This window comes from Paramesorhizobium deserti, from assembly GCF_001558695.1.
Lineage (GTDB): Bacteria > Pseudomonadota > Alphaproteobacteria > Rhizobiales > Rhizobiaceae > Paramesorhizobium > Paramesorhizobium deserti.
In genome coordinates this window covers 125,800-150,733 of sequence record NZ_LNTU01000041.1, presented here as the reverse complement: position 1 = coordinate 150,733, position 24,934 = coordinate 125,800, and the positions used below count along the sequence as shown (strand labels likewise).

Annotated in this window: 24 protein-coding genes and 1 pseudogene; 11 read left to right on the top strand and 14 right to left on the bottom strand. The window is 61.1% G+C overall.

What is annotated here, in order from left to right; translation table 11 throughout:
- The first annotated feature begins 209 nt into the window (after positions 1-209).
- From ATN84_RS25680 to ATN84_RS25665, 4 genes are all read left to right on the top strand, one after another.
- The gene (locus ATN84_RS25680) at positions 210-1,127 is read left to right on the top strand and encodes an NADP-dependent oxidoreductase (RefSeq protein WP_068885353.1); all 918 of its coding nucleotides are present in this window, start codon (positions 210-212) and stop codon (positions 1,125-1,127) included.
- Between the two features lie 705 nt (positions 1,128-1,832).
- Positions 1,833-2,105, top strand: a complete 273-nt coding sequence (locus tag ATN84_RS25675) for a helix-turn-helix domain-containing protein (protein ID WP_068885352.1) — start codon at positions 1,833-1,835, stop codon at positions 2,103-2,105.
- Positions 2,102-3,340 (top strand): type II toxin-antitoxin system HipA family toxin, encoded by a 1,239-nt coding sequence (locus tag ATN84_RS25670; RefSeq protein ID WP_068885351.1) that lies wholly within the window; start codon positions 2,102-2,104, stop codon positions 3,338-3,340. Before ATN84_RS25675 ends, ATN84_RS25670 begins: the two co-directional genes overlap by 4 nt.
- A 113-nt stretch (positions 3,341-3,453) precedes the next feature.
- The gene (locus tag ATN84_RS25665; protein ID WP_153020395.1) at positions 3,454-3,729 is read left to right on the top strand and encodes a hypothetical protein; all 276 of its coding nucleotides are present in this window, start codon (positions 3,454-3,456) and stop codon (positions 3,727-3,729) included.
- 225 nt (positions 3,730-3,954) lie between these two features.
- Here the strand turns inward: ATN84_RS25665 and ATN84_RS25660 are convergent, their stop codons facing one another.
- Complete coding sequence (locus tag ATN84_RS25660) at positions 3,955-4,137, bottom strand: hypothetical protein (protein WP_068885349.1); 183 nt, start codon at positions 4,135-4,137, stop codon at positions 3,955-3,957.
- Between the two features lie 209 nt (positions 4,138-4,346).
- On the opposite strand from ATN84_RS25660, the gene ATN84_RS25655 reads away from it, so the two are divergent.
- The gene (locus ATN84_RS25655) at positions 4,347-4,652 is read left to right on the top strand and encodes an I78 family peptidase inhibitor (protein WP_068885373.1); all 306 of its coding nucleotides are present in this window, start codon (positions 4,347-4,349) and stop codon (positions 4,650-4,652) included.
- 228 nt (positions 4,653-4,880) lie between these two features.
- A pseudogene (gene arr / locus ATN84_RS25650) lies at positions 4,881-5,186 on the top strand (NAD(+)--rifampin ADP-ribosyltransferase); the annotation flags it as partial.
- A gap of 262 nt (positions 5,187-5,448) precedes the next feature.
- Here the strand turns inward: arr and ATN84_RS25645 are convergent.
- Entirely contained in the window at positions 5,449-6,342 is an 894-nt protein-coding gene (locus ATN84_RS25645; protein WP_068885348.1) for a LysR family transcriptional regulator, read from the bottom strand.
- A 228-nt stretch (positions 6,343-6,570) separates the two neighbouring features.
- Here ATN84_RS25645 and ATN84_RS25640 point away from each other — a divergent pair, with 228 nt between their 5' ends.
- Complete coding sequence (locus ATN84_RS25640; protein ID WP_068885347.1) at positions 6,571-7,305, top strand: SDR family NAD(P)-dependent oxidoreductase; 735 nt, start codon at positions 6,571-6,573, stop codon at positions 7,303-7,305.
- Positions 7,305-7,982 (top strand): NADPH-dependent F420 reductase, encoded by a 678-nt coding sequence (locus ATN84_RS25635; protein WP_153020394.1) that lies wholly within the window; start codon positions 7,305-7,307, stop codon positions 7,980-7,982. Before ATN84_RS25640 ends, ATN84_RS25635 begins: the two co-directional genes overlap by 1 nt.
- 374 nt (positions 7,983-8,356) lie before the next feature.
- On the opposite strand, the gene ATN84_RS25630 is transcribed toward ATN84_RS25635, so the two are convergent.
- Positions 8,357-9,100 carry an SDR family NAD(P)-dependent oxidoreductase gene (locus ATN84_RS25630; RefSeq protein WP_068885345.1) on the bottom strand — a complete coding sequence of 248 codons (744 nt, stop codon included), beginning with the start codon at positions 9,098-9,100 and terminating at the stop codon, positions 8,357-8,359.
- Between ATN84_RS25630 and ATN84_RS25625 the strand changes: the two genes are divergently transcribed.
- Positions 9,045-9,746 (top strand): TetR/AcrR family transcriptional regulator, encoded by a 702-nt coding sequence (locus tag ATN84_RS25625; RefSeq protein WP_342027703.1) that lies wholly within the window; start codon positions 9,045-9,047, stop codon positions 9,744-9,746. The two genes, ATN84_RS25630 and ATN84_RS25625, sit on opposite strands and share 56 nt — an antisense overlap.
- Positions 9,747-9,848: 102 nt before the next feature.
- Here the strand turns inward: ATN84_RS25625 and ATN84_RS25620 are convergent, their stop codons facing one another.
- The 8 genes from ATN84_RS25620 to ATN84_RS25585 form a co-directional block, all read right to left on the bottom strand.
- Positions 9,849-11,141: an ArgE/DapE family deacylase gene (locus tag ATN84_RS25620; protein ID WP_068885343.1), complete on the bottom strand. Its 1,293-nt coding sequence runs from the start codon at positions 11,139-11,141 to the stop codon at positions 9,849-9,851.
- A gap of 87 nt (positions 11,142-11,228) precedes the next feature.
- Positions 11,229-12,359, bottom strand: coding sequence for a M20/M25/M40 family metallo-hydrolase (locus ATN84_RS25615; protein WP_068885342.1), 1,131 nt, complete (start codon positions 12,357-12,359; stop codon positions 11,229-11,231).
- A 28-nt stretch (positions 12,360-12,387) separates the two neighbouring features.
- The gene (locus ATN84_RS25610; RefSeq protein WP_068885341.1) at positions 12,388-13,551 is read right to left on the bottom strand and encodes a M20 aminoacylase family protein; all 1,164 of its coding nucleotides are present in this window, start codon (positions 13,549-13,551) and stop codon (positions 12,388-12,390) included.
- Positions 13,552-13,582: 31 nt separating this feature from the next.
- The gene (locus ATN84_RS25605) at positions 13,583-15,244 is read right to left on the bottom strand and encodes an ABC transporter ATP-binding protein (RefSeq protein WP_068885340.1); all 1,662 of its coding nucleotides are present in this window, start codon (positions 15,242-15,244) and stop codon (positions 13,583-13,585) included.
- A 2-nt stretch (positions 15,245-15,246) separates the two neighbouring features.
- Positions 15,247-16,041 (bottom strand): ABC transporter permease, encoded by a 795-nt coding sequence (locus ATN84_RS25600; RefSeq protein WP_244491229.1) that lies wholly within the window; start codon positions 16,039-16,041, stop codon positions 15,247-15,249.
- Between the two features lie 89 nt (positions 16,042-16,130).
- On the bottom strand, positions 16,131-17,072 hold the full coding sequence (locus ATN84_RS25595) for an ABC transporter permease (RefSeq protein ID WP_068885338.1): 942 nt from the start codon (positions 17,070-17,072) through the stop codon (positions 16,131-16,133).
- Positions 17,073-17,219: 147 nt separating this feature from the next.
- A complete protein-coding gene (locus tag ATN84_RS25590) occupies positions 17,220-18,845 on the bottom strand; it encodes an ABC transporter substrate-binding protein (RefSeq protein ID WP_082766509.1) in 1,626 nt (541 codons plus the stop codon).
- Positions 18,846-18,923: 78 nt separating this feature from the next.
- Positions 18,924-20,453: a M81 family metallopeptidase gene (locus tag ATN84_RS25585; RefSeq protein ID WP_068885337.1), complete on the bottom strand. Its 1,530-nt coding sequence runs from the start codon at positions 20,451-20,453 to the stop codon at positions 18,924-18,926.
- 196 nt (positions 20,454-20,649) lie between these two features.
- Here ATN84_RS25585 and ATN84_RS25580 point away from each other — a divergent pair, with 196 nt between their 5' ends.
- Positions 20,650-21,459, top strand: coding sequence for an IclR family transcriptional regulator (locus ATN84_RS25580; protein ID WP_068885336.1), 810 nt, complete (start codon positions 20,650-20,652; stop codon positions 21,457-21,459).
- 428 nt (positions 21,460-21,887) lie between these two features.
- Positions 21,888-22,778, top strand: a complete 891-nt coding sequence (locus tag ATN84_RS25575) for an arginase family protein (RefSeq protein WP_068885335.1) — start codon at positions 21,888-21,890, stop codon at positions 22,776-22,778.
- 28 nt (positions 22,779-22,806) lie between these two features.
- Here ATN84_RS25575 and ATN84_RS25570 read toward each other — a convergent pair whose 3' ends face one another.
- From ATN84_RS25570 to ATN84_RS25560, 3 genes are all read right to left on the bottom strand, one after another.
- The gene (locus tag ATN84_RS25570; protein ID WP_068885334.1) at positions 22,807-23,244 is read right to left on the bottom strand and encodes a VOC family protein; all 438 of its coding nucleotides are present in this window, start codon (positions 23,242-23,244) and stop codon (positions 22,807-22,809) included.
- 109 nt (positions 23,245-23,353) lie between these two features.
- A complete protein-coding gene (locus tag ATN84_RS25565) occupies positions 23,354-23,692 on the bottom strand; it encodes a YciI family protein (protein WP_153020393.1) in 339 nt (112 codons plus the stop codon).
- 274 nt (positions 23,693-23,966) lie between these two features.
- Positions 23,967-24,926, bottom strand: a complete 960-nt coding sequence (locus ATN84_RS25560; protein WP_068885332.1) for a GlxA family transcriptional regulator — start codon at positions 24,924-24,926, stop codon at positions 23,967-23,969.
- Between the last annotated feature and the right edge of the window lie 8 nt (positions 24,927-24,934).

Here is a 24,934-nt window from a genome sequence, read left to right as displayed (position 1 = left end):
CACCGCTCGTCCAACGCCGTCCAGGCCGGGCACACGCTGTCGAGCGCCGCAATTACCGACCCGCATGGAAACTATACATGCCAGCTATTGGCAATTTTCATTCCGCGCTGCCAGACTTGCAATCGTCGATGAAAGCTACGGTTCGCTACCCATACCGGCCGGCAAGCAGCATTTCCATCAAAGAAACAAACGACCGAGGAGGCGTTCCGATGAAAGCAATCATTGTGACGGACAAGGCTGCAGGAACGGCCGGGATGAAGCTGGTGGAGCGGCCGGAGCCGCAGGCAGCGATAAACGACGTCGTCGTTCAGGTTCATGCGTCGGGATTCGTCCCGACTGAGTTGGAGTGGCCCTCGACCTGGAGCGATCGCCGTGACCATGACCGCACACCGTCGATCCCCGGGCACGAACTGGCCGGAGTGGTCACCGCCATCGGCTATGGCACAACGGGTCTGTCGGTGGGACAGCGGGTGTTCGGCCTCGCAGACTGGCATCGCGACGGCACGCTCGCGGAGTATGTAGCCATGGAGGCGCGCAACCTAGCGCCGCTACCGGGCGATGTCGATTTCACGGTGGGCGCGAGCCTGCCGATCTCGGGTCTGACCGCGTGGCAGGGACTGTTTCAGCACGGCCGCCTTCAGGCAGGGCAGAGTGTTCTTGCGCACGGCGCAGCCGGTGCCGTCGGTTCGATGGTGACGCAGCTCGCACGAGAGGCCGGTGCGTACGTCATCAGCACCGGGCGCGCCGCCGACCGTCAGACGGCGCTCGATTTCGGCGCAAATGAATTCGTCGATCTCGAGAACGATACCCTGGAGGACCTCGGAGGAGTCGATCTAGTATTCGATGTCATCGGTGGGGACATTCAGAAGCGATCCGCGGCCTTGATTCGGGCCGGCGGAACGCTGGTGACCGTCGTTGGGCCGGTCGAGGCTCGGCCCACCTATGGGCTGGCGGTCGACTTCGTTGTCGAGGCTGACCGTGCCCAACTGAGTGCGATCGTCCAGCGGGTGCGGGACGGCCGACTGCGGACGAACATCGGCACAGTTTCGGGCCTCGAGGATGCTATCACGGTTTTCAACGCTCCCAAGCGACGCGCGGGGAAGACGGTCATCCGCGTCCACCCGTGAGGACCCGACTAGAATGAGGGCATTCGCGGTCCTGGCATCCGCAACATATCTTCGTGGCAGATTGATCCCCGTGGACCATCCGGTTATGTCGAACGGTGCGCGGACCCCTCCAATCGGCGCAAGGTGCTAGTCCGCATCCGGCAGGATGCGGTCGAGCCGATCAAGTTGATTTATACGGGCATTGAGAAGAAGATGAACGAGCTGTGGTCGACATACGACGCGCACGAACTTGAAATCATTGCCGATTTTCTGTCGCGGAGCACTGAACTCGCCATCGCATCTTGCAAGGAAATCCAGCGGAACGCTCCCTCTCCACTTCCGCACCGGCGTCCACCGACCCGCAACACGCGAGCTTGGAAGTCATCATAACCATGGAATGCCCGCTCAGGGGTCGGCAGCCTAACGGCGGCTTATTTGGTTTTCCGCCAGAACCGCACAGACTGCTGTCGGGCCCCAATGCGAAAGTAATTGCTGTTCCCCCTCCAGGCCACTGCGGGCCCACACCGGATTCCATCTGACTATGCTCGTTCGCCGCAACTCCTTTTGGAAATCCGGGCCTTTACCTCATAGCATCGATATGCCCGTAGGGAAGCTTCCCGATCGGGGTGATTTTCTTTTGTTCGCGTCGACGCTTCCCGAGCGGTAAGTTATTTGTTGATTTTCGCGAAATCTTCCTGTACGGTAAGCCACAAATGGAGGTCCTCGATGTTCAGGTCCGCACGCGATTTTGGTGCCGTCGTCCGGGAAAAACGAAAAGGCCTGGGCTGGACCCAGACTGAGCTTGCCGCGCGCTCCGGCACGGGCGAGCGCTTCATCGTCGAACTCGAATCCGGCAAGCCGAGCTGTCAGCTCGAAAAAGCACTGATCGTCGCCCGCACCGTAGGCATGGAAATCGGGGACCTCAAGACCGCACCCGTCACTCCAACCGCGTTGGACGACGATCTCGGCTTCCTGCCGATCTTCGGTGACGGTCGATGACGACAGTCTTCTATGAAACCTTCCCCGTCGCGCATATGACATTCGAAGATGCGTGGTGGCTTACCTACGATCCATCCTGGGAAGCGCGGCGCTTGGCTTTCCCGGTCTCACTGACCATGCCGATGCGCTCAGGGGCGGTCGGCGCCGATGTACTGCTGCCATGGCTCGCCAACCTGCTTCCGGAAACGCATCTCGCCGAGATCGGCCAACGGCTGAAGGTTTCTCCCCAGGACATCGTGGGCTTGCTCGGCCACATCGGACGGGACACGGCCGGCGCGCTGTCGATCGGGAAGCCGCGGAAGGCGGGAGTCAACCTGCGGTTCATTCCGAATGAGAAAACATTGGAACGGATACTCAATGAGCTTCCGGCCAAACCTTTCCTGGTGGGCGAGCGGGGTGTCTCGATGTCACTTGCAGGCGTGCAGGAGAAGCTGCCTGTCTTTGTCGATGGGGGCGGGGCCATCTCGATCCCTGTCGATGGAACGCCATCGACCCACATTATCAAACCGGACACCAGGCGGCTTGCGGGAAGCGTTGAGAACGAGGCCTTCTGCCTAGCGCTGGCGCGGGAGTGTGGATTGGAAACCGCCGAGGCGACGATCGGCGTTGCAGGCCAACGGCGCTATCTGCTGGTGAAGCGCTATGACCGCTTCACCGACCCCCAAGGCGAGATCCGCCGCCTGCACCAGGAGGATCTCTGCCAGCTCACAGGTCATTTCCCGTTACAGAAATATGAGCGATCGAAGACAGGTGGCGGCGTGACGCTCAAGATGATGTTTCATGCCATCAGCGACCTCGTGTCGCCTGCCGAGCGCCTGAAGCTTCTCGACACGGTGATCTTCAACGTGTTGATCTGCAATTCGGATTCACACGCAAAGAACCACTCGATCCTGATCGGCGCTGGCGGCTCGGCCAAAATGGCGCCGCTATACGATTTGATGTGTGCCGCGGTATACCGTCGGGTTGACCAAAGCCTGCCTCAAGGCATTGCCGGACGGTTCACAGCGCCTACCTTGAGACGTGCTGATTGGTTGGCCCTGGCCGAGGAGGTCGGGCTTAGCGGCGCGTCGACCGTCAGACGTGTCGAGGAACTGGCAGGACTGGTCAGCGACGCCTCAGAGACCGTAGCGCGGCAGATTACTGCCATGGCGGGTGACCCGACAAGAGTTCTCGAACGCATAACTCACAGCGTTCAGAAGAGAAGCAGGCGGATTCAGGCGCAAGCGCGCGATTGATGAGGAGATGCGATGTCACCCCCACATTGAGACAGGAGACGCGGCGAAGGCGTGCGGGAAAGGCCGAGAACGGACTTGGGCATGCGCCGGCCGCACGCACTATCGTCCGCCTGATGACGCTTGAACACAACAACTTGACCAAGGCTCAAAAGATGACAGTCGCTGCCATTGAAGAGAGGCTACCGGATCTTGTCGAGGCCGGGGATGTCATCGAGAGCTTCCACAAAATGCTGCGCAGCAAGTCTAAAGATGATCTGGAAGCTCGCGCTGCAAGAAGCTTTGTCGCGTCATTCGCCAACGGCATCATCCGCGACTGGGGCAGCGGTCCAGAACGCGATAACTTCAATCTGGTCGAACGGCCAGACCGAGGGCCAGATCACCAAGCTTAAACTCATCAAGCGGCAAATGTACGGTCGCGGGAAGCTGGATCTGCTAGAGGCACGTATTGTCGGAGCGCCCTGATGTCTTCGAGATTGCGTCAGACCCAACATTCCGCGCCGATTGACAGGCAGTGCTGGAAGCGGATCTTCACTGTCCGAGACAACGAAGCAGACGCGCTGGTCTGCGTCGCGTTACGGTGTCACATCAGCCCATTGTCCTTCAGCAGTTGGATTTCATCGCCAGTGATCCAACCAAAAAGCCTTCAGTTTTCCGTCGTTCTGCTCAAGGAGATAGGTATTGGTGAACGGGACCTCGACATGCCTGCCATCCTTCTCGAATTTACTATTCCAGCCCACGTGAGCGAGACAACAGTGCGTTTCGTCGATTGGATGCACCTCGACGGCGGTGACGGTCATCCTGCAACCGCCCGCACATCCGGTCATCCGCGATCTGCAGGGCGGAAATCGAAGGCGGTACGTCCGTTAACGGCCCGGGAGCCGCAACCCTGCTCCGGCATGTTTGCTTCGCGGTTAACGCGGGCGGAAGCCCGTTTGCGAGCCTTGCCCCTTGCGATTCCGGGATGGCGCCGGTTATCTTGCTGCTTCCGAACGCAAAGGACCGCGCGATGCCCCGTGATCCAAACAGATTCGCGGCTCCGGCCACTGCCGCGGCTGCGCTGCTGGCTCTTGCCGGCTGCACCGCAGAACACACCGCCCAGCCGTCTGCCTCCGGAGTATGCAATCCGGCCGCGACGCAGCGCCTCATCGGCGGGATCAAGCCGAACGATCAAGACGCCATGCGTCTGACAGGGGCGACTCTGGTGCGCCAGATCGCCCCTGGCGATCCTGTCACACACGATCTGCGCGATAATCGTGTCACGATCGAAACGGACCCTGACTCAGGTCGCGTCGTTGCGGCGAGGTGTGGATAGAGGCAGTGCTCCGGAGGCAAGCAGTGGAGCGGGTTCCCGACCTTGTCACTACCGTTCCGCTCAAAACCGAGCAACTATGCGGACGGACTACCTCAGGCGTGTGCTGGACAGGAGGAAGTCACCACATTTTCCAAATCATTATGTAACCCGAGGCGGGCCCTTGCGGAAAGCCGGGAATCTTGCGTCAAGGAAACCGCCCTCGATGCACGTCAAAGGAGCGGCGAGCGAATGTCAGCGAATGCCACCAGGTTTTCACGATCGTTTTTCCACGGAACCAAGGCCGATCTGAAGCCCGGCGACCTGATAGCCGTTGGCCACCAGTCCAACTTCGCCGAGACCAAAGCGCTATCCTGGGTATATTTTGCGGGTACGCTGGATGCGGCGATCTGGGGTACCGAGTTGGCCTCAGGCAGCGGAAAGGAAAGGATTTATGTCGTTGAACCGACCGGGCCGTTCGAGGACGATCCAAACCTGACGGACAAGCGGTTCCCTGGCACCAGCGGACAGTCCCCATCCCACCCCGCTCGAGTCATGTAGGGAACCGGGCGCAACAAGATGACAGGAATAGACCCGTTCCGGTCGTTAAACATTACTCGAGGCACCCCCGGAAGTAGTCATCCGTTATGTCGCACGTTGTGTCCGTCCAATCGGCTGATGCCGGGCAAGATATCGTCGCTCACGCATGTTGACGGCTACGATACGCCGCAACATTGGCAAATGGAACCAGGTTGTTTCGTGGAACCGCAGCGCGGCTTCCGGCCGAATGATGGCAAGGTAGCCTGTAACCTGTCGGCCGTCAGTCGGACGACACAGACAGCCCAGCGAGAAGCGGAGCGTAGGCGGCTAGTCTGCGGGATACATACTCGGTGAAGAGCCGCACACGCTTCGTCTTGCGTGTCTCGCCTTGAGTGAGAAGCCATACCGGACCGTACAGGTGCAGGCCGGTGCTAGGCACCCTTTCTAGTCGGGGATCGGCGTCTCCTACGAAGCACGGTAGCGCTGTAATGCCGATACCTTGCCGAACCGCCGCGACCTGCGTTTCGAAATCCATGGTCCTAAAATGAGTCCCGGCTGTCCGAGCCTCTCCCTCGCGGGTCCAGTCAGGTACTCCATGACCACTTACGGCGATCCACTTGGGATCCGGCCCGCCCGCCCGCCACTCGGCTAGCCGATTGCCGGAGATGTAGAAGCCGCCAAACAGGTCCGGCCCTTTCAAGCCATAAAGATTGAGCGGCAGGGTCTCGCGATTGTAGACGACGCGGATGGCCACGTCGGCCTCTCGGTTGGTCAGGTTTGCCAGCTCGCCGGACGATAAGATTTCCAATTCGATGTCCGGATGCAGGCGCACGAAATCGGCCAAGTCCGGGATCAGTAGATGTGCTGCGAGGGGAGGCGGTAACGTCACACGCAGTAGCCCGCGCACGCTCTGATCGCGCCCGAAGACACGCGTTTCGAGCTGGTGCGACGACGCTTCCATCTGCTCCGCTAAATCGAGGACCTCCTCACCTGCAGGCGTCAGGCGGTAGCCCGCAGGGAGCTTTTCAAACATCTGGGCGCCAAGGCGCTCCTCGAGTTGCGCGATACGTCGCAGCACGGTTGCGTGGTTCACTCCGAGACGTTTGGCGGCGGCCCGCACTGAGCCTCCGCGCGCCGCGGCGAGAAAGTAGCGAACGTCATCCCAGTCAATCATGGTGCATTCCTGCGCCGTAATGCACGGCGCTTCCGAGTGTATTGTAACACGCTAGGCCGCACTGTGCGCGGATGTCACGATGTTCAATCACATGACCGGATCGTTTTTGCACCAGAGATGTGCGCAACTCCACACTCACCAGCCGACTTCGTCGAGCCCATCTTGGGAGCCACGGGGAGATTTCCTCGAATAGCAAAAGCCTGCGATGGCAAACGAAGGATACGCGACATGACCAGATTGAATGGAAAGACGGCTGTGATTACCGGCGGCGCGACCGGCATTGGCCTCGCCTCGGCAAAGCGCTTCATCAAAGAGGGCGCTTTCGTCTTCATCTTTGGCCGACGGCAGGAAGCGCTCGACGCCGCCGTGGCGGACCTCGGTTCCAATGCCCGCGCAATACAGGGCTCGGTTTCCAATGAGGCCGATCTCGACCGGCTCTACGCGGCCGTGAAGTCCGAGCGCGGAACCCTCGACATCGTCTTCGCCAATGCCGGGGCGGGAAGCCCGCTTCCGCTCGGCCAGATCACTCCCGAGCACATCGACGATACTTTCGACACCAACGTTAAGGGTACGATCTTCACGGTCCAGAAGGCGCTGCCGCTGATGGGCCCGGGCGGTTCGATCATCCTGACCGGATCGAGCGCCGGCACTACGGGCGCTCCAGGTTTCACCGCCTACAGCGCAAGCAAGGCGGCCGTGCGTAATCTCGCGCGGACCTGGGCGGAGGACCTGAAGGGCACCGGCATCCGGGTCAACGTGCTGTCGCCCGGGGCGACGGCCACTGAACTCGCTAAAGAGGCTCTGGGCGAGGAGGGCCAGAAGGCCTACGGCGCGATGACTCCGCTCCAGCGCATGGCCGATCCGGCGGAGATCGGAGCGGTGGCTGCTTTTCTCGCCTCGTCTGACAGCAGCTTCATGACCGCCAGCGAAGTCGCCGTCGATGGCGGCCTGGCCCAACTCTGATGCACGACGCCCACCGCTCGCTCCGTGCGATCGTTTGGAGCCGTCCGATAGGCGTGGTAGACACGAGGAGAATAAATATGAGCTGCGCAATCATTGGCTTCGGCAATATCGGCAAGGCCGTGGCGAAGGCGTTTGCCCGCGAGGGCATCGAAGTATCCGTGGCAACCACGCGTGACCCGGAGAGCTTTGCATCCGAAGCGGCCGCGATCGGGCCTACGATCATCCCCAGAAAGCTCGCGGAAGCGGTCGAGGCGGACATCATCTTCCTGGCCGTCCGTTTCGAGGCGCACCCGGATGTCGCGAAGACGCTCCCCTCCTGGCAGGGGAAGATCATCGTTGACGTGACCAATGCCTACGGCGTGCCAGATGAGGATCTGGGCGGACAGCCGTCCGCAAGGGTTGTCGCGCGGGCCTTCACCGGCGCAAGAGTGGTCAAGGGGTTCAACCATTTGGTCGCTGCCGTCCTTGACCAAGACCCGGCCGCACATGGGGGCCGGAGAGTGGTGTTCCTGGCGAGCGACGATGACGGCGCGGCAGCGGAGATTGGTAAGCTCACGGAAAATCTCGGTTTCGCGCCAATCAAACTTGGCGGGCTGTCGGAAGGTGGGCTGCTGGTCCAAGCGCGCGGCAATAGCTGGGGCCACCTGATCTTCAAGGACCTGGTCAAGTTCGACTGATGTGGCTCTAGCCATGACGGGCATAGGAACTCCCACAAGGTTCCGAACCAGAGCTGACCGCGTGTCAGAGCGTACGCGGTCAGCCTTGTGTTGTGGGCACCAAGAATCTTTCTGAATGTCGGCTTATCGCGGCTTCATGCCAAGAGCGGTCAGTCCGTTTCCCACCCCATGGCAGCCGATTAGGCGACTTCGGGGCCCAAGCTGAAGTTCCGCTGCCAGGGCACCACCACAAAAAGCGGACATCATCGTTCTTACCGCCAGGGTCTGGGTTCGGCCCGAAGCGGTCAACGGCCGCGGTGAAACTCCGACTTTTGCGAGGAGTTTTGCGGCGAAACCGTTCGAGGGTCAGGACGTCACAAGACTGATACCAGTTTTCAGACTGCCACGAAGCCGCCATCGACAAATAGCTCCTCGCCGCCAACGAAGCTGCTTTCGTCCGATGCGAGATACAGCACCGCCTTGGCGATCTCTTCGGTCTGACCGAGCCTCCCGAAAGGAATAGTTTGCTGCATCCATTCCTCGGCGCCGACATTGTTCTGCAGATAGGTCTGCATTGCCGGTGTCATGACCATGCCGGGTGAAACGACGTTCACACGAATGCCCCGGCTTTTCAGATCGGTCGTCCATGTTCGTGCGAACGAGCGGACCGCTGCCTTTGTAGCACTGTAGATGGACAGGTTGGCAAAGCCCTTGCTACCCGCCCCCGATCCAGTCAAAACAACAGCGCCGCCGGCAGACATCAGCGGTAGAGCCTTTTGCACGGTGAAGACCATGCCCTTCACGTTGATGCCAAAGACACGGTCAAAATGATCTTCTTCAATGGCGCCGATCGGGGCGGACTCGGACACGCCGGCATTTGCGAACACCACGTCCACGCGGCCGCGATCACGCTTTACTTCTGCAAAGAGCCTGTCGAGGTCTGCATGATCGGCGACATCGCCTTGAACGCCAACGGCGCCGTTGCCGATTTCTTCTAACGCCTCATCCAGGCGTTCCTGCCGGCGTCCCGTGACATACACATGGGCGCCTTCTGCTGCAAACAACCTGGCTGTTGCCAAGCCTATGCCATCCGTAGCGCCCGTGATCACCACGACCTTGTCCTCAAATCGTTTCGTCATGTCATTCGCTCGCTTTCGCAGTAAGTGGAGGGTTGCTCCACTTACTATATGGAGATATCCTCCACTTACAAGGTATAGCGAGGCAGATTTTTTGGCTGACGAAACCCCATTGCGAGCCGATGCGCAGCTAAACAAGGAGCGGATCCTTGCCGCAGCCGAGGAAGTCTTTATGCAGCGAGGCGCTGGTGTTTCATTGGACGACGTCGCAAAGCGCGCCGGGGTTGGGATCGGGACGCTTTATCGCCGCTTCCCAACGCGAGAAGACCTCCTAGCCGCGACGTATAGCTCCCGATTCTTGGCTCTCGCTGAGACGAGCCGTGCCAGAGCAGTCAATCTTGACCCTTCAGACGCCTTACGCGCCTACCTTGAAGAACTCGTCCAATATACGAATGTTTATCGAGGTTTCGCGGCGTCTCTCGGGACGGTTCTACAGATTGGAACGCCCGGATGTCTCGCAACCGGTGAGGAAGGTGCCCGACTTTTGCATACTGCACAGGAGGCGGGAGCTATTCGACCCGAGATCAGCTTCAACGACATAGTCTGCGTAGCGACCGCAATATCACTCGCTACCGAGCAAGACAGCTCACCACGAGAGCACATCACTCATTTGGTGGGTATCTTTATGAACGGGCTCGTTGAGCGCTGAAACTCCCACGATAACCGTTGTTGGGGCATGATGCCGTCAAAGTATGGTATGGTGGACGTCTACTTTCGGGAAAGACGCCAACGCGGGTTTTACGTTCATGTTTTAGCGTACAGGTACCGGCTCGGTCCCGCACCATTCGGCGATGAACAAGGCCATGGCTGTCGTAATGCGCTTGAGTGATTCAAGGCTGACACACTCGTCAAAGCCGTGGATGCCCCGCGACGCCGGTCCATAGCATAGGGCGGGAATCCGGTCGTAAAGCGCGTAGACCCGTGTATCGAGATAGCTCGGCGTTACCAGCGTCTCAAGCGGCGCGCCGAATGCGGCCTCATGGGCGCGACCCAGCACCGCCTCAGCCTCGGAGCCCGGCTCCAGAACGTAGCCTTCCGCATGGAAACCGTTGAAGGTGACGGTCGGCCGTCTGTTGGACAGGAACGGATCCCGATGGGCGAAGCTTTCGATCCGCATGCGGATCTCGTCGGCGGCGGCGGCAGCGCTCACGCCCGGATAAATCGCGATGCGACAGTCGATCCGGCACCAGCACGGCACCGAAGACGCCCAGTCACCGCCTTCTATCTTTCCAACATTCAGGTTTATCGGATGCGGATAGTCGCGGAAATAGGTGTGCTCAGCCTGGCGAGCATTCCAATCCTCCTCGAGGCGGCGCAGTTCTCCAATCAGTCGGTACGCGGCCTCGATCGCATTGGCGCCCGCGCCCATCTCGCGGACATGCACCGGCAAACCCTGTACCTCGACCTGGAACCATAGGACGCCGGTATTGGCGCGAACCAGCTTCTCGTCCTCGGGCTCGGGGATCAGTACGGCATCGGCCTTGTAGCCCCGAAGGTGAGTCATCATGGCACCATTGCCGGTTGACTCCTCCTCGACCACGGATTGGAGAAAGACGGTCGCAGCGGGTTGCAACCCCACGCGCCGCAGCGCGTCCATCGCGAAAACGTTTGCCGACGCCCCTGCTTTCATGTCGGCGGCGCCACGCCCGTATATCCACCCGTCTTCGACCTCGCCCGCATATGGATCGTGTCGCCACATGGCAAGCGGACCCGTCGGCACGACATCGAGATGAGCCTGCAGGATAAGTGAGCGGCCGATCTCACGCCGGGGATGGTGGATGCCCACCACGATCGGCGCGGTCGAGTGTTCCTCCGACCACGGCGACCCGCCTGGATGGCGTTCGATGGCATTCCGGTCCATTGCAAAGCGATCCAGGGTGTAGCCACGCTGGCGGAGAGCCCGGAACATGAAATCCTGTATCGCGTGTTCGGCGCCGCGCACGGATTGGAAGGCGACGAGCTTCCGCAGAAACTCGGTCTGCCCGGTAAAGCCCTGGTCGACGGAGGCGACAATCGCATTGCGGATATCGGGAGTAAGCGTCATGCAGAATTCCAACCAAATAGAGTGTCACACCGGGGTCCCTCAGGCTAATGCAGCGTCGGAAAAATCTTCCCCGCCTTCTTCCCGAATTCATTCCAGCCGTATCAGAAGCCCGGCTATCAGCTGCGCGCGCTCCACGAGGCTATCGACTTCGATATATTCGCCGAGTGTGTGCAGGCCGGCGCCGCGCACGCCGATGGAATCGAGTGTCGCGATACCGAGCGCACCGGTGAAGTTGCCGTCAGAGCCGCCGCCGGCGCTGGCATGAGACAATTCGAAGCCGATCTCCCCGGCGATTCCGCGCGCCAGTTCGTAGACGGCCATGGTGCCTTCGTCCGGCTCCCAGACAGGCCGCGTGACGCCGCGCGTGACCTCGATCATCACTTCGTTCTCCTCGCCGGCAAGAGCCAGCATGCGCTTGATCCCGTCGTCCAGATCGGCCTGGCGCTTGGCCATGCTGAGCACCTCCGCATCGCAGGAGGAGGAGACGCAGTTCACCCACTGGCCGGCATGGATGACGCCGACCGAGAAGGTGCAGTCCTCGCCCGTCATCGCCTCGATCTCCAGCACCTTGCGCGCCATGGCGGCGATCGCCGAGCGGCCGTCCTTGAGCGCCCAGCCGGCGTGGCTCGGTCGGCCTGAGGTTTTCACGTTGAAGCGGGCGATGGCATAGCGTCCAGTCACCGCTCCGCCATCGGGCCGCGCCGGCTCGGGCACGAGCACCACCTTGTTCTTGCGCGCCTCCATTTCGATCAGTTCGCGCGTCGAGGGCGTGCCGACCTCTTCGTCGGGCGTAAACAGAACGGTGATCGGCAGCGGCGTTTCCATCCCGGCCAGCGCAAGCTGGCGTATCGCCTCTATGCTCACATAGTTGCCGCCCTTCATGTCCTGGATGCCGGGTCCGTAGCAACGGCCGTTCTCGATCCGCCACGGGTTCTTTTCCAGTGTGCCGATCGGATGCACGGTATCGAGATGGCCGGAGATCAGGATACCGGGTTTGCCGAAATCCTTGTGCGGAAAACGCGCCCGGACGGAGCCGCCGAACCCCATGCGGCCCGGAATGCGCTCGATCGCCGCGCCGGCGGCCGCCAGATCATAGGCGGCAAGATCCATCATCCGGTCGACAGCGGCGGCATCGAAGGTGGGGCTCTCGCATTCGATCCAGGGCTTCAGGCCGGCCAGCATTGTTTCCGTGTCAAACGGCAGATTCTTGAAATGCATTATTTTTGTCCTGAAAGGTGGCTTGAATTCAAAGGGGCAGGCGCTTCTCGACGATGCGCGCCATGATGCTGGCTCCCACCGGCAGAATGTCGTCATCGAGAACGAAGCCTGGATTGTGCACGGGCAGAGTGCCCTTGTGGCCGAGCGTGCAGTAGGCGCCCGGCACGACCTTCAGCATATCGGCGAAATCCTCGCTGCCGGTCACCAGCTCCTCGGTGATGGTCGCGTTCTCCACACCGACAATCTCGGAAGCCGCCTCGCGATAGGCTTCCGCAAGACCAGCGTCGTTCATCAGCACGTCGAATATGGGGCGAAGATCCGGCACGATCTCCACCTCGTAGCTCTCGGAGAAGCCAGCGCAGAGCCTGATCAGGCGATTATGCACGAGGTCGCGCACCTCGTCCTCGAAATAGCGGATCGTGCCGGAGATCACGGCTTTATCCGGCACGACATTATAGGCGGAGCCGGAATGGATCTGCGTCACCGACAGCACCGCGGGCTGCGTCGGCTTTACGTTGCGGCTGACAATGGATTGCAGATTCTGCACCAGCGCGGTGGCGATGACGATCGGGTCCTTCGCGTGATGCGGCATCGCCCCGTGGCTGCCTACGCCGTTGACGGTGATGTCGAAAAAGGTCGCCCCCGCCATGGCCGGACCTGGCTTTACGCCGAACTTGCCGGGCTCGGCCAGCGGATTGTTGTGCATGCCGTAGATCTCGTCGCAGGGAAACTTCTCGAAAAGTCCTTCGGCCAACATGGCGCGGGCGCCGCCAAGCCCCTCTTCCGCCGGCTGGAAAATCATCACGGCGCGGCCTGCGAAGCCGCGCGTCTCGGCGAGATAGCGCGCCGCTCCCAGAAGCATCGTCGTATGGCCGTCATGCCCGCATCCATGGAAGGCGCCGGGTGTCTTCGAGGCATAAGGCAGGTTGGTCAGCTCATCCATGGGCAGCGCGTCCATGTCCGCGCGCAGACCCACCATGCGGGCGCCTTCCTTCCTACCCTTGATGACGCCGATGACACCAGTCTTTCCAAGGCCGGTATGCACCTCATCGATACCCCATTTCCTCAGGAGCTCGGTCACGATGCCGGAGGTGCGCACCTCCTCGAAACCGATCTCGGGGTGCTCATGGAAATCGCGACGGATCGCCGTCAACTCCTCGGCATACTCGGCGATCTTCGGCAGAATGGGCATGGGTCGTCTTCTCCGCTTCGACAGGACCGCTTCACGCGGTCCGCAGTTCATGGAAATTGGCGAAGTCCCAGGCACGGCCGGGCGCTGCCTCGATGAGCGTGCGCGTATAGGCGTGCCGGGGATTGGAAAGCACGTTGGCGGCGCTGTCGTGCTCGACGATCAGGCCGTGCTGCATCACGACCACCTCGTCACAGATCTGGGCGGCAACGCGCAGATCGTGCGTGATGAAGAGAATGGCGATGCCCAGTTTCTTCTGCAGCGTGTCGAGCAGTTCCAGAACCTGTGCCTGGACGGAAACGTCCAGCGCGGATACGGCCTCATCGGCCACCAGCACATCCGGCTCCATGGCGACGGCGCGGGCAATCGCCACGCGCTGCCGCTGGCCGCCGGAAAACTGATGCGGATACCGGTCCACCGCATCTGCCGGCAGGCCGACGAGTGCGAGAAGCTCGGCCGCCCGTTTCAGCGCGGTTTTCTTGTTCGTGCCGATATTGAGCGGTCCCTCGATCAAGCTTCGGCCGATGGTCCAGCGCGGATTGAGCGAACGGAACGGATCCTGGAACACGATCTGGATATGCTGGCGGTGGGGCCGCAATTCGCGCCGGGACAGCCGGGCGATCTCACGACCGGAGACCCGGATGTCGCCGCCGGTCGGATCGATCAGCCGCATGATGCAGCGCGCCACGGTGGACTTGCCGGAGCCGCTCTCGCCAACGATGCCGAGCGTGCGCCCGCGCGGAATGGAAAAGCTTACATCGCTGGCCGCCCTCGTGGCCTCGCGTCGGCTGAAGACGCTGTGCGCGCCATAGATCTTTTGCAGACCATCGACAGAGAGGACGGCCGGGCCCTCGGGTTGCGGGCGCGCGGGGCGCGGCGTCAGGCTCGGCACGGCTTTCAGCAGTTCGCGCGTGTATTCATGCTTCGGGTGGCGCAGAAGTTCTTCCACCGGCGCCCGCTCGGCAATCTGTCCATGGCGCATCACCTGCACCGTATCGGCGATCTCCGCCACCACGCCCATGTCATGGGTAATGAAAAGGACAGCGGTACCGTGCTTTTCCTGGAGCTCGGCGATCAGGCTCAGGATCTGCTGTTGCGTCGTGACGTCGAGCGCGGTGGTCGGTTCGTCGGCGATCAGCAGCTGCGGCTCCAGGATCAACGCCATGGCGATCATGATGCGCTGACGCTGCCCGCCCGAAAGCTGGTGTGGATAGGAGCGATAGATGCGCTCCACATCGGGCAGATGCACCTGATTCATGATGTCGAGCACGCGTGCCTTCTTCTCCCTGGCCGGGAGCTTGACGTGGGTGTCGAGCACCTCTTCGATCTGCGCACCCACGCGGATGACCGGGTTCAGCGCCGTCATCGGCTCCTGGAAGATCATCGAGATCTTGCGCGCACGTATCTCGCGCATCGCCTGGGGGCTGAGCTCGAGCAGGTTTCGTCCTTCCAGCTCGATGCGACCGCCGGTGGCGACGAGCGCCCCCTTCGGCAGAAGCCCCATCACCGAAAGCGAGGTGACGGACTTGCCGGAGCCGGATTCACCGACCAGACACACCGTTTCCCCTTGCCGGATCGTGACCGACACCCGGTCGAGCACAGGTGTGGCCTGCCGATTGCCGACGAGCCGCACCGTCAGGTCCTTGATCTCCAGAACGCTCGGTACACCATCGAAATTGCGGGTCTTGAAGCGCATGGTCAGCCCTCCCGCTTCTTCAGGCGCGGGTCCAGCAGATCGCGGACCGTATCGCCGAGCAGATTGATGGACAGGATGCAGAGCGAGAGCATCAGGCCGGGCCAGAAGATGAGGGATGGCTTGAGCTGAAAATAGATCCGTCCTTCGGCCATGATGTTGCCCCAGGTCGGTATCTCCGTCGAAACACCCGCTCCCAAAAAGGACAGGATCGCCTCCGTCAGGATGGCTGACGCACAGATATAGGTGCCCTGCACGATGAGCGGCGCGAGGGTGTTGGGCATGAGGTGCCGCCAGAGGATCTTCGGCATGGAGGAGCCCAGCGCGATGGCCGCTTCGACATAGGGCTCCTCGCGCGCCGACAGCACCACCGAGCGCACGAGGCGCACCACTCGCGGTATCTCGGGAATTGTAATCGCGCCCATCACCGACCAGATGCTTGGCCCGTTGAGCGCCACCAGCGCGATCGCCAGGAGGATGGATGGAATGGCCATCAGGCTGTCCATTATGCGCATGATGACGGCGTCCGCCGTACGGAAGAAGCCTGAGACGAGGCCGATCATGAGGCCGATCGCCACGCTGACCCCCGCCGCGCCAATGCCGATGAAGAGCGAGATGCGCCCGCCCGTCACCACGCGTGACAGGAGGTCGCGTCCGTAGGCGTCGGTGCCCAGCGGATAGGTCTCGCTCGGCCCTTTGAGCCGTTGCAGCGCGTTCATGGACATGGGATCATGCGGCACGATGAGGGGCGCGAGAAACGCTGAAAGCACGATCAGGAAGAGCACGGCGGCGGCGATCATCGGTCCGATACCGGCGCGCCAGCCGCGCGGCAGAGCGATTGCGCCGAAGAGCCATTGCAGTCTCGCTGCGGGTTGTGGAGAGGCGACCATCAGTAGCGAATCCTCGGATCGAAAAAGGTGTAGGACAGGTCAACCAGCAGGTTGATGAAGACGTAGATGCCGCTGGTCAGGAGGATCATGCCCTGGATCACCGGATAATCGCGCGCCAGAATGGCGTCGACAGTGAGCCGGCCGATGCCGGGAATGTTGAATACGCTTTCCGTCACCACCACGCCGCCGATCAAAAGTGCGAATCCCGTACCTATGATCGTCAGGATGGGTACGGCTGCATTGCGCAGCGCGTGGCGGAACAGAACGATGGTCTCCTTCACCCCCTTGGCCCGTGCGGTGCGGATATAGTCCTCACCGAGCACTTCCAACATGGAAGCGCGGGTCATGCGGGCGATCAGCGCAACATAGATCGTCGCGAGCGTCAGGCAAGGCAGGATGGCGCGGGACAGGAACTTGCCGAAGCCCATCGAGGGCGCGGAGTAGCCCTGCACCGGAAACCAGCGCAACTCTATCGAGAAGGCCTGGATGAAGAGATAGCCGATGACGAATACCGGGATCGAGAAGCCGAGCACGGAAAAAGCCATCACCACATAGTCCACCCAGGTGCGGTGCCGCCAGGCGGCGACCACCCCCATCGGTACCGCTATGAGAACGGACAGGATGATGGTGAGCACGGCGATGTTGATCGTCGGCCAGATGCGCTGGCCGATCATCTGTGTCACCGGCGTGCTGGAGATGAGCGAGGTGCCGAGATCACCTTGAAACAGGAGCTTGATCCAGGTCAGGAACTGCACATGCAACGGATCCGAAAGGCCGAGCGAGGAGCGAATGCGTTCGAGCTGCTCCGGTGTCGCCGCATCGCCGGCAATAATGGCAGCGGGATCTCCCGGCGTCAGCCGCAAGAGCAGGAAGACGAAGATGGCGACGATCGCCATGACCGGTATGACGGCCAGGATGCGCCTGATGATGTAGCCTAGCATGGTGGTGTGCCTTGTTGTCGATTGTCAGCCGCCCCTCCCCTCCTCCCTTTCGTGGGAGCGGCGGCGTTCAGGTTACCGCCGTTCTCCCGTTCCCAGTGGTGCGGGAGGGAGAACGGCAGGCAGATGAAGCGGTGCTACGCTCGCGCCTCAGTCCGCCTTCTCGACGTTCCAAAACACCGGAACAGGCGATGGAATTATGCCGGTCAGCTTATTGCTACGCGCCTGCGGGGATGCGTACTGGCCGAGCGGAATAAAGAGCACTTCATCCATGCTGTGCTTCTGAAGCTTGACAGCCACCTCTTTCTGCTTCTCCGGCGTATCGGCGGTGATGAACTCGGCGCGCAACGCCTCGACCGCATCGTCCTTCGGCCAGCCGAACCATGCCTTGTCACCACGACCGTTCAACATCGCGCTGATCAGCGGTGAACTGATCTCCGGCACCATCCAATTGGTGAAGAACATGTTCCAGCCGCCTTCGGATGGCTTTGCCTGGCTGGCACGCCGCGTGACCAGGGTCTGCCAGTCCATGGGCTGCATATCGACATTGAAGCCGGCCTCTCGCAGAGCCTGGGCGGCCACAACAGGTTGAGCGGCGAGGCTCACCACGTCGGTCGGCTGCAAGAGCACGACCGGTGTCCCGTCATAGCCTGCCTCCTCCAACAGCTTCTTGGCGCCTTCGATGTCGCCACCCGAGGTCAGGGTCTTGGAACCGGACGCGTCAGCAAGCGGCGTGCCGCAGCCGAAGATTGCACCACAGACGGTATAGTAGTCAGGATTGCCGATCAGCGTGCCCAGCACGTTTTCCTGGCTGAGCGCCATCATCGCCGCCTGGCGGATTTTCTTGTTGTCGAAAGGCGGATATTTGAAGTTCGTGCGGCCCATGGTCTGATAGCCGAGGTTGTCGCGTGTCTCGACCGTCACGTCTTCGCTGGTCTGCAGCAGGGGAAGAAGGTCTATCTGCGGTTGTTCGATATAATCGATCTCACCCGACAAAAGCGCATTGATGGCGGTCTGGGCGTCCGGCATCGTCACCCATTTCACTTCGTCGACCTTGACCTCCTTGCCGCCGGCCATCCAGCTCACCGGCTCACTGCGCGGCACGTAGTCCTCGAACTTCCGATAGGTGACGGAGACGCCCGGCTGATACTCTTCCTGGACAAAGACGAAGGGGCCGGAACCGGTGTAATCGGTTATCGCTTCTTCCGGCGACGTGGAGGCCACGCGCTCGGGCATGATGAAGGGCGGCAGGGCCGATTGCTTGCCGACCGTCTCAAGCAGCGGCGGGAAAGGGGTCTTCAGTTTCCAGACGATGGTCTTGTCGTCAGCGGGCTCCAGGCTCTCCGTTACGTCGAAGATGAGCTGGCCGCCCGAATCGCGCTTGCCCCAGCGCTCCAGGGAAGCAACCGCGTCGGCCGCCGTCACCGGATTGCCGTCGTGGAACTTGAGTCCGTCCCGCAGCGTGAAGGTGTAGGTAAGGTTGTCGTTGGAGATGGACCAATCGGCCATCTGCGGCTGCGGCTTGAAATTCTCGTCGACCGCAACCAGCACGTCGTAGATCATGTAGCCGTGGTTGCGAGTGATATGGGCCGTAGTGATGATCGGATCGAGCACGCGCAGACCCGAATGCATGACAGCGGTGATCGTCTTGCCATCTGCCATCGCTGGCGTGGCGAAGCCGCTGCCGGCCATGAGGGCTGCGCTCGCCATGAGGACGAGCGCGGTCTTTTGACCGTAACTCTTGAAATGGGAAAGTCTCTCCTGAATACGCAACATTGTGTTCCCCTTGTTGGACTGGATTTGCGTTCGGTGACTTGATGGTCGGCGCGGTTCTGCCGCCGCGCTCGCCTTCGTTCAGGCCTCCCTTTTCTCGCGTAGCATTGGGCGGTGGAACACCGGCCCTTTGGGCGAAAGGCGCATGCCGTCGGCGAGCCTGGTCCATGGGAGATCGGCCGGATCGAGCGGCATTGGGCCCGGCGCGGTGCAGACCAGCACCACCTCGGCGATGGGCTCGAAATCGGCGCGGAAGTGGACCGAGCTCTTGTTGACGAGGATGGCCATATCCGTCGGCTCGATACCGACGAAACGATACATGGCGAGATCCGCCATCTGCGCTTTGTGCGAGGCGACGACAACCTTCACGCCGCCGATGGAGAGGCAGGCGGACGGGCCAACATTCATATGCGTGCCGCCGTAATACGGCCCGGTGGCGTGCAGGTCGCCATTCGACAGTTTCTCCACGCGAAACGCCGCTTCCAGTGGCGCATCGCCGGGAATACCCGACCGGCCGCCGAGCGCGATGGTAATCTCGGCGCCCTCACCCGCCGCATGCGCCGCGCTCGCCGCCTCGGGATCCACCATCATGCCAAGCGCCGCCTTCCTGGCCCCGTTCTTCAGCAGCGCACGGAGCATACCCGTGGTATTGGAATCGCCGCCCGCGCCCGGATTGTCCTGGGTATCGGCGATCACGACCGGGCGGTTGGCGCTTCCAGCGATGCGCATTGCTTCGCGCACGCCCTCATCCGGCTCATAGGCTCGGCCGGCGAAGGCCGCCTCGCTTGCCAGGATACGCTCGTAGAGATGGTCGGCAGCCTGGTCGGCGGCAGCTTGCGTCTCGCCATAGGCCAGGACGGTCTGGCCACACTCCTCGATATCGGCGGCAGGAAATCCCATCCAGTAGGAAACGCTCGCGACATCGCGCTGCTCTAACGCCGCCACCTCCGCATAGAGGCTCCTTGCGGGCTCGATAGACGTGCACTGCCAAGGGATGGAGGTCAGGAAAGGCAGTCGGCGGAACGCCTTGGCGTAAGGTCGGGCGCGCGCCATCAGCTTCCCCAGTCCCTCCGCTGCACGGCGGCCGGTCTTGGCCATATCTACATGCGGGTAGGTGCGGAAGGCAACCAGGAGATCGGCCTCGTTGACCATCCGCCTCGTGGTATTGCCATGCAGATCAAGGCTCACCGCGATCGGCACATGAGGGCCCACGACCCGGCGCACGCGGGCGATCAGCTCACCTTCTCCGTCATCGAGATGCTCAGCCACCATGGCCCCGTGGAGATCGAGGCATATGCCGTCAAGCGGACCGGCCTTTGCAATACCATCGACGATCTCGGCAGTAATCCTTTCATAGGCGTCTCGTGTCACGTGGGCGGACGGGATAGCGCCCGTCCACAGGATCGGGACGATGTCCCAGCCCGCTGCCTGAGCATGCGCCAGCGAGCCGGAAATGCCCAGGTTCACGCCGGGGCAGCGATCGAGTATCTCCCTGCCGCGCGAGATCGGCAGATAGCCCCCGCCCTGCTCGAACTGTGCATAAGTCGCCCTGGAGGGGGCAAAAGTGTTCGTCTCATGCAGGAAGCCGGCCAGCGCCACTCGCTTGCTCATGATGCTCCTCCAGCCGGCCGATCATTGACTGACATATCCAGTCGCACTCCAACGCTTCCGTTCATGACTGCCTTTCGGGTCGACGCCTCGAAATTTGCATGATAGATAGCTGTCTGTATCGCTGTGCAATACCTTCGTATTGGAATACGATAATTGGGCTGCGCACGGGAAGTCAAACGAATTTTGGAGTCACTGCTTGCGTTATATTCAAAGGTCCGAATACGGAGTGCGCCCGACGACGCGCGTCGATGAGGGCGACCCGCTTTTCGTGCAGGCTATCGCCCGTGCCATGCAGGTGCTTTCGGCATTTCATGACACGGGAAAGCCACTGACGCTGAACGAGATCGCCGCCGCCGGTGGAATGGGCAAGAGCGCGGCGCAGCGCGTCGTCCACACGCTGAAGCAGCTTGGCTATATCGAGCGGGACGCCGACGATCGGGGTTATGTGCCTGGCATCCGCATTCTCGACCATGCACGCGACTACCTGCGCCTCAATTCGCTGGTTGTGCGGGCGTCCCCCGTTCTGATTGAATTGAGGCGCAACACGCGCGAACGCGTGGACCTTAGCCTGCGCGACGATCTGCGCCTCGTCTATGCAGCTCGCCTGCAGAGCAAACGCGAGACCTTATTCGCGACTCTGGTTGGGCAGAGTGTCCCAATCTATTGTACGTCCGGCGGCCGGGCGGTGATGGCGCATATGAGCGACGCCGAGGTGGACGATATCATCAAGCGTTCGGATCGTCGCGAGATCACGCCGAAAACAATCACGGACCCCGAGCAAATTCGCGTTAAGGTACGCGAGGCACGAGAAAAGGGCTATGCGTTGGCGCTCGAGGAGATCCTGCTCGGGGAGATCGCCATCGCCGCGGCAATCCTGGCGCCCGACGGTACACCGCTCGGCGCGATCCATATCGCCGGCTCGCTCAGCGAGTGGGATGAAGAGACCTTCTGCCAGCGCTTCGCGCCGCTCGCGGGAGAAGCGGTCGGCGCCATTAACCGGTTTTAGGCCGTACGAGCAACGAGGCGCGCGTGAACGTCGGGCATTCAAGATATGCCAAAACGACTACGACTGATCGCATTGCACTCATTCGGTGAACGATCAGCGCAATGACATTCCAGTTCCAATCCGCGTCCTCCCTCACAGGGAACGTTATTGGCACGAAACGAGGGAACTAAGTCATTTAGGTCAGGCCGGGAATGAGCATACTTGGACTATCCCAAGTCGGCATGAAGCATCGCCATGATTTTCTTGCGGACCCGTTTGCCGAACACGACCGCACTGGAGGATCCCGCAGAACCAACGCCGCACATGCGACTTGATCCTCGATCGACTGTGGCAGACTTGATCCGATCCGAGTGTATCGCTGATGGAATGACGCAACCATTCAGCAGACAAGCCGTTGCTAAATTCGATCAGATATCAGGAAGTTCAGAATGTCTCACTTTGCCATAATCGAGGCGCCTTCGATCCTCGGCCTGTTCCCCAAAGGCGTGGAAACGCTGCCGGACGCGCTATTGACAGCTGGCTTGGCCGACCGGCTCGATGCCCATCATTCCGGACGAGTGACGCCGCTCCCATATGATGGCCACCGGGACCCTGAGACCATGCTCCTTAACCCCCAGGGGTTAGCGCAGTACGCGGTGGTACTCGCTGACGCCATCGAACCGGTGCTCGATCATGGCGAGTTTCCGGTGGTGCTAGGCGGTGATTGCTCGATTCTGCTCGGCTGCACGCTCGCAACCCGACGTCGCGGGCGTGCTGGCCTGCTGTTCGTCGACGGCCACGCTGATTTCTATCAACCCGAGGCCGAACCGTTCGGTGAGGCGGCGTCGATGGACCTTGCACTGGTGACCGGACGTGGTCCTGCCATTGTGACTGATCTGGAAGGTTTCCGGCCTCTGGTACGCGATGAAGACGTCGCGGCGCTAGCACGCCGCGACGCGGAGGAAACCGAAGAACGTGGTAGCCAGAGGATCGAAGATACCGCAATTGAGGTGATCGACCTGGCATCGTTGCGGGAAGCCGGCGTCGAAGCAAGCATGGAGCAGGCGCTCGGCCGTCTGATGTCGCCCGATATCGACGGTTTCTGGATTCACCTCGATGCAGATGCTCTCGACGATGCCATCATGCCGGCTGTCGATTATCGCATGCCTGACGGGTTGCGCTGGGATGAACTCGTGGCGATTCTCCGCATAGCGGTCGCTTCGGGCAGAGCGCTCGGGATCGATATCACCATTTTCAACCCGAAACTAGATGAAAACGGCGCCATCGCCCGCCGCTTCGTCAAAGCGCTCTGTGATGGGCTGGTCGCACACAAATGGTGAGGTGTCACGTGTAGCTAGGGTCCTGACCTTACGGAAGCGCTGCGTCATCGTCCGGAATGTTAGCCGGGTTCCACACGATTTCCCAGAGATGGCCATTCGGGTCGCGGAAGTAACCGGCATAACCGCCATAGAAGGTGCCCTCCGGCGCCTTGACGATATCGGCGCCAGCTTGACGTGCCTGCTCGATCACCTCATCAACTTCCCCACGGTGAGCTACATTGTGCCCAATCGTGAATGATGTCGGACTGATTGCCGTCTTGGGCAGGTTGGTATCGTGGGCAATGTCATCCTGTGCCCATATTCCAAGCTTCAGCCCTCCGGCGAGTTCGAAGAAGGCAACGGCGCCGTGTTCGAATTCGCGGCCGACGATCCCCTCCGTGGGCAGACCGAGACCATCGCGATAAAAGGCAAGCGATTCCTCAAGATTCGCGACGCCAATGGTGAGAACGGATATGCGTGGTTTCACTTCTCATCTCCTTTGATGCGCCGTCGACGCCTAGCCCCATATTTCTCTTCTAATTGTCTAATTGGCGGCTCAGGCGGATGTCCCCGGTAGAGCGCCAAGCCTCATTTCCTCATCGCATATCTTTTGGTCGGTAAACTTTGGCAGGAAGCTCTGCGACCTCAATCCAGCCCCCCGCCGTGAGGTGTGGGCAGGATCGGGCAAGGTCTATAGCGACGTCCATATCGTCGGCCGTAATGAAGCTTAGGCCAAGAACTGGATTGGGCCCGCCGTCGGCACTGACCGAGCCATCGGCGCTTATCGTTCTGGCTATGGTCATGGGATTGTTGCTTCCCTCAAGGGCATCGCCGAGTTGGTCCATCCACGCCTTCCAGTCATCTGATACTTCGGATTGTTCGGTTGCGGGATTCGGTACTCGACTGCCGTGATAGGCCAGAAGATATTTAGGCATTTCTCACTCTCCTCATCTCAACTCAAATGCGAGGCTGCGGCGCTCCCGATAATGACGGCGTGTCACCTCGTTTTCGACTTCTTGTCTGCGGTAGCAACGGCTGCGATTGCTTCGATCTCGATCATCACGGCCATCCAGTCAGCGCTTTCAACAAAGAATGCCGTACTGGACGAATGGCATAAATGCTATAATCCCCTCGTTTCATGCCATAGGCGGTTCCGCTGCGGGCTCTGCCGGTCCGGCGAGTTAGTATGAGAGGGATCGTCGAGCAGCATCAGTGACGTGCTGAATCTGCGCCCCGCGCCGCTCGCCTGAGCGATTGAGGCGGCTGTCCGAAGGCTCGGACGAATGCACGGCGCATGCGCTCAGGATCGGTGAATCCGACAGCGATGCCAATATGGTCAATGGGGTCACTGGAGCTTTCAACGCGCACCCGCGCAGCCTCTACGCGCAGCCGCTCCACGGCTTTGGCGGGCGTTAGGCCGGTCTCCGCCGCAAAGGCTCGAGAGAAATGGCGAGGACTCATTGCAGCCTGGTCGGCCAAGTGGTTGATCGTGAGCGGCTCGCTCAGGTGCGAACGCATCCAATCGAGCAGCTTTGCGAAGCGACCGTCCTGACGATCCATCTCGATGAGCGCAGAGAGCTGCGACTGTCCGCCTGGCCGGCGGTGGTAGACAACAAGTTCCTGTGCCGTGCGCCGTGCGACATCTTCACCAAGATCTTCACCGATCAGAGCGAGCGCAAGGTCGATGCCCGCAGTCACTCCCGCCGACGTCCACACCTTATCTCGATTGATAAAGATCCGGTCCGGTTCCACGCGCACCTGCGGGAAACACCGCGCGAGTTCGGCGCAGTAGTTCCAGTGCGTTGTCGCTCGATGACCGTTAAGCAATCCTGCCTCGGCCAGGACAAACGCACCTGTACAGACGCTCGTGACGCGTCGCGCACGACGAGCCGCCGTCTTGAACCACGCCATGGTTTGAGCGCAGTGCGCGGGCACTCGCCAATCCATTCCGCCAACCACGATCAACGTATCCAGCGAGGCCATAGGCAATGGTGGCGCGTACATCGCGGCACCCGAGTCGCTCACGACCGGACCTGGCTTCAGCGCGAACACTGATATTGAGTAGGCTTCGGGTGCGAACAGGTTGGCGTTGCCGAATGCGGATATCGGACCTGCAGCATCCAGAAGCTCAAAACCCGGATAGATCAACACGCCGATGGATCGTGACATGGCAGGAA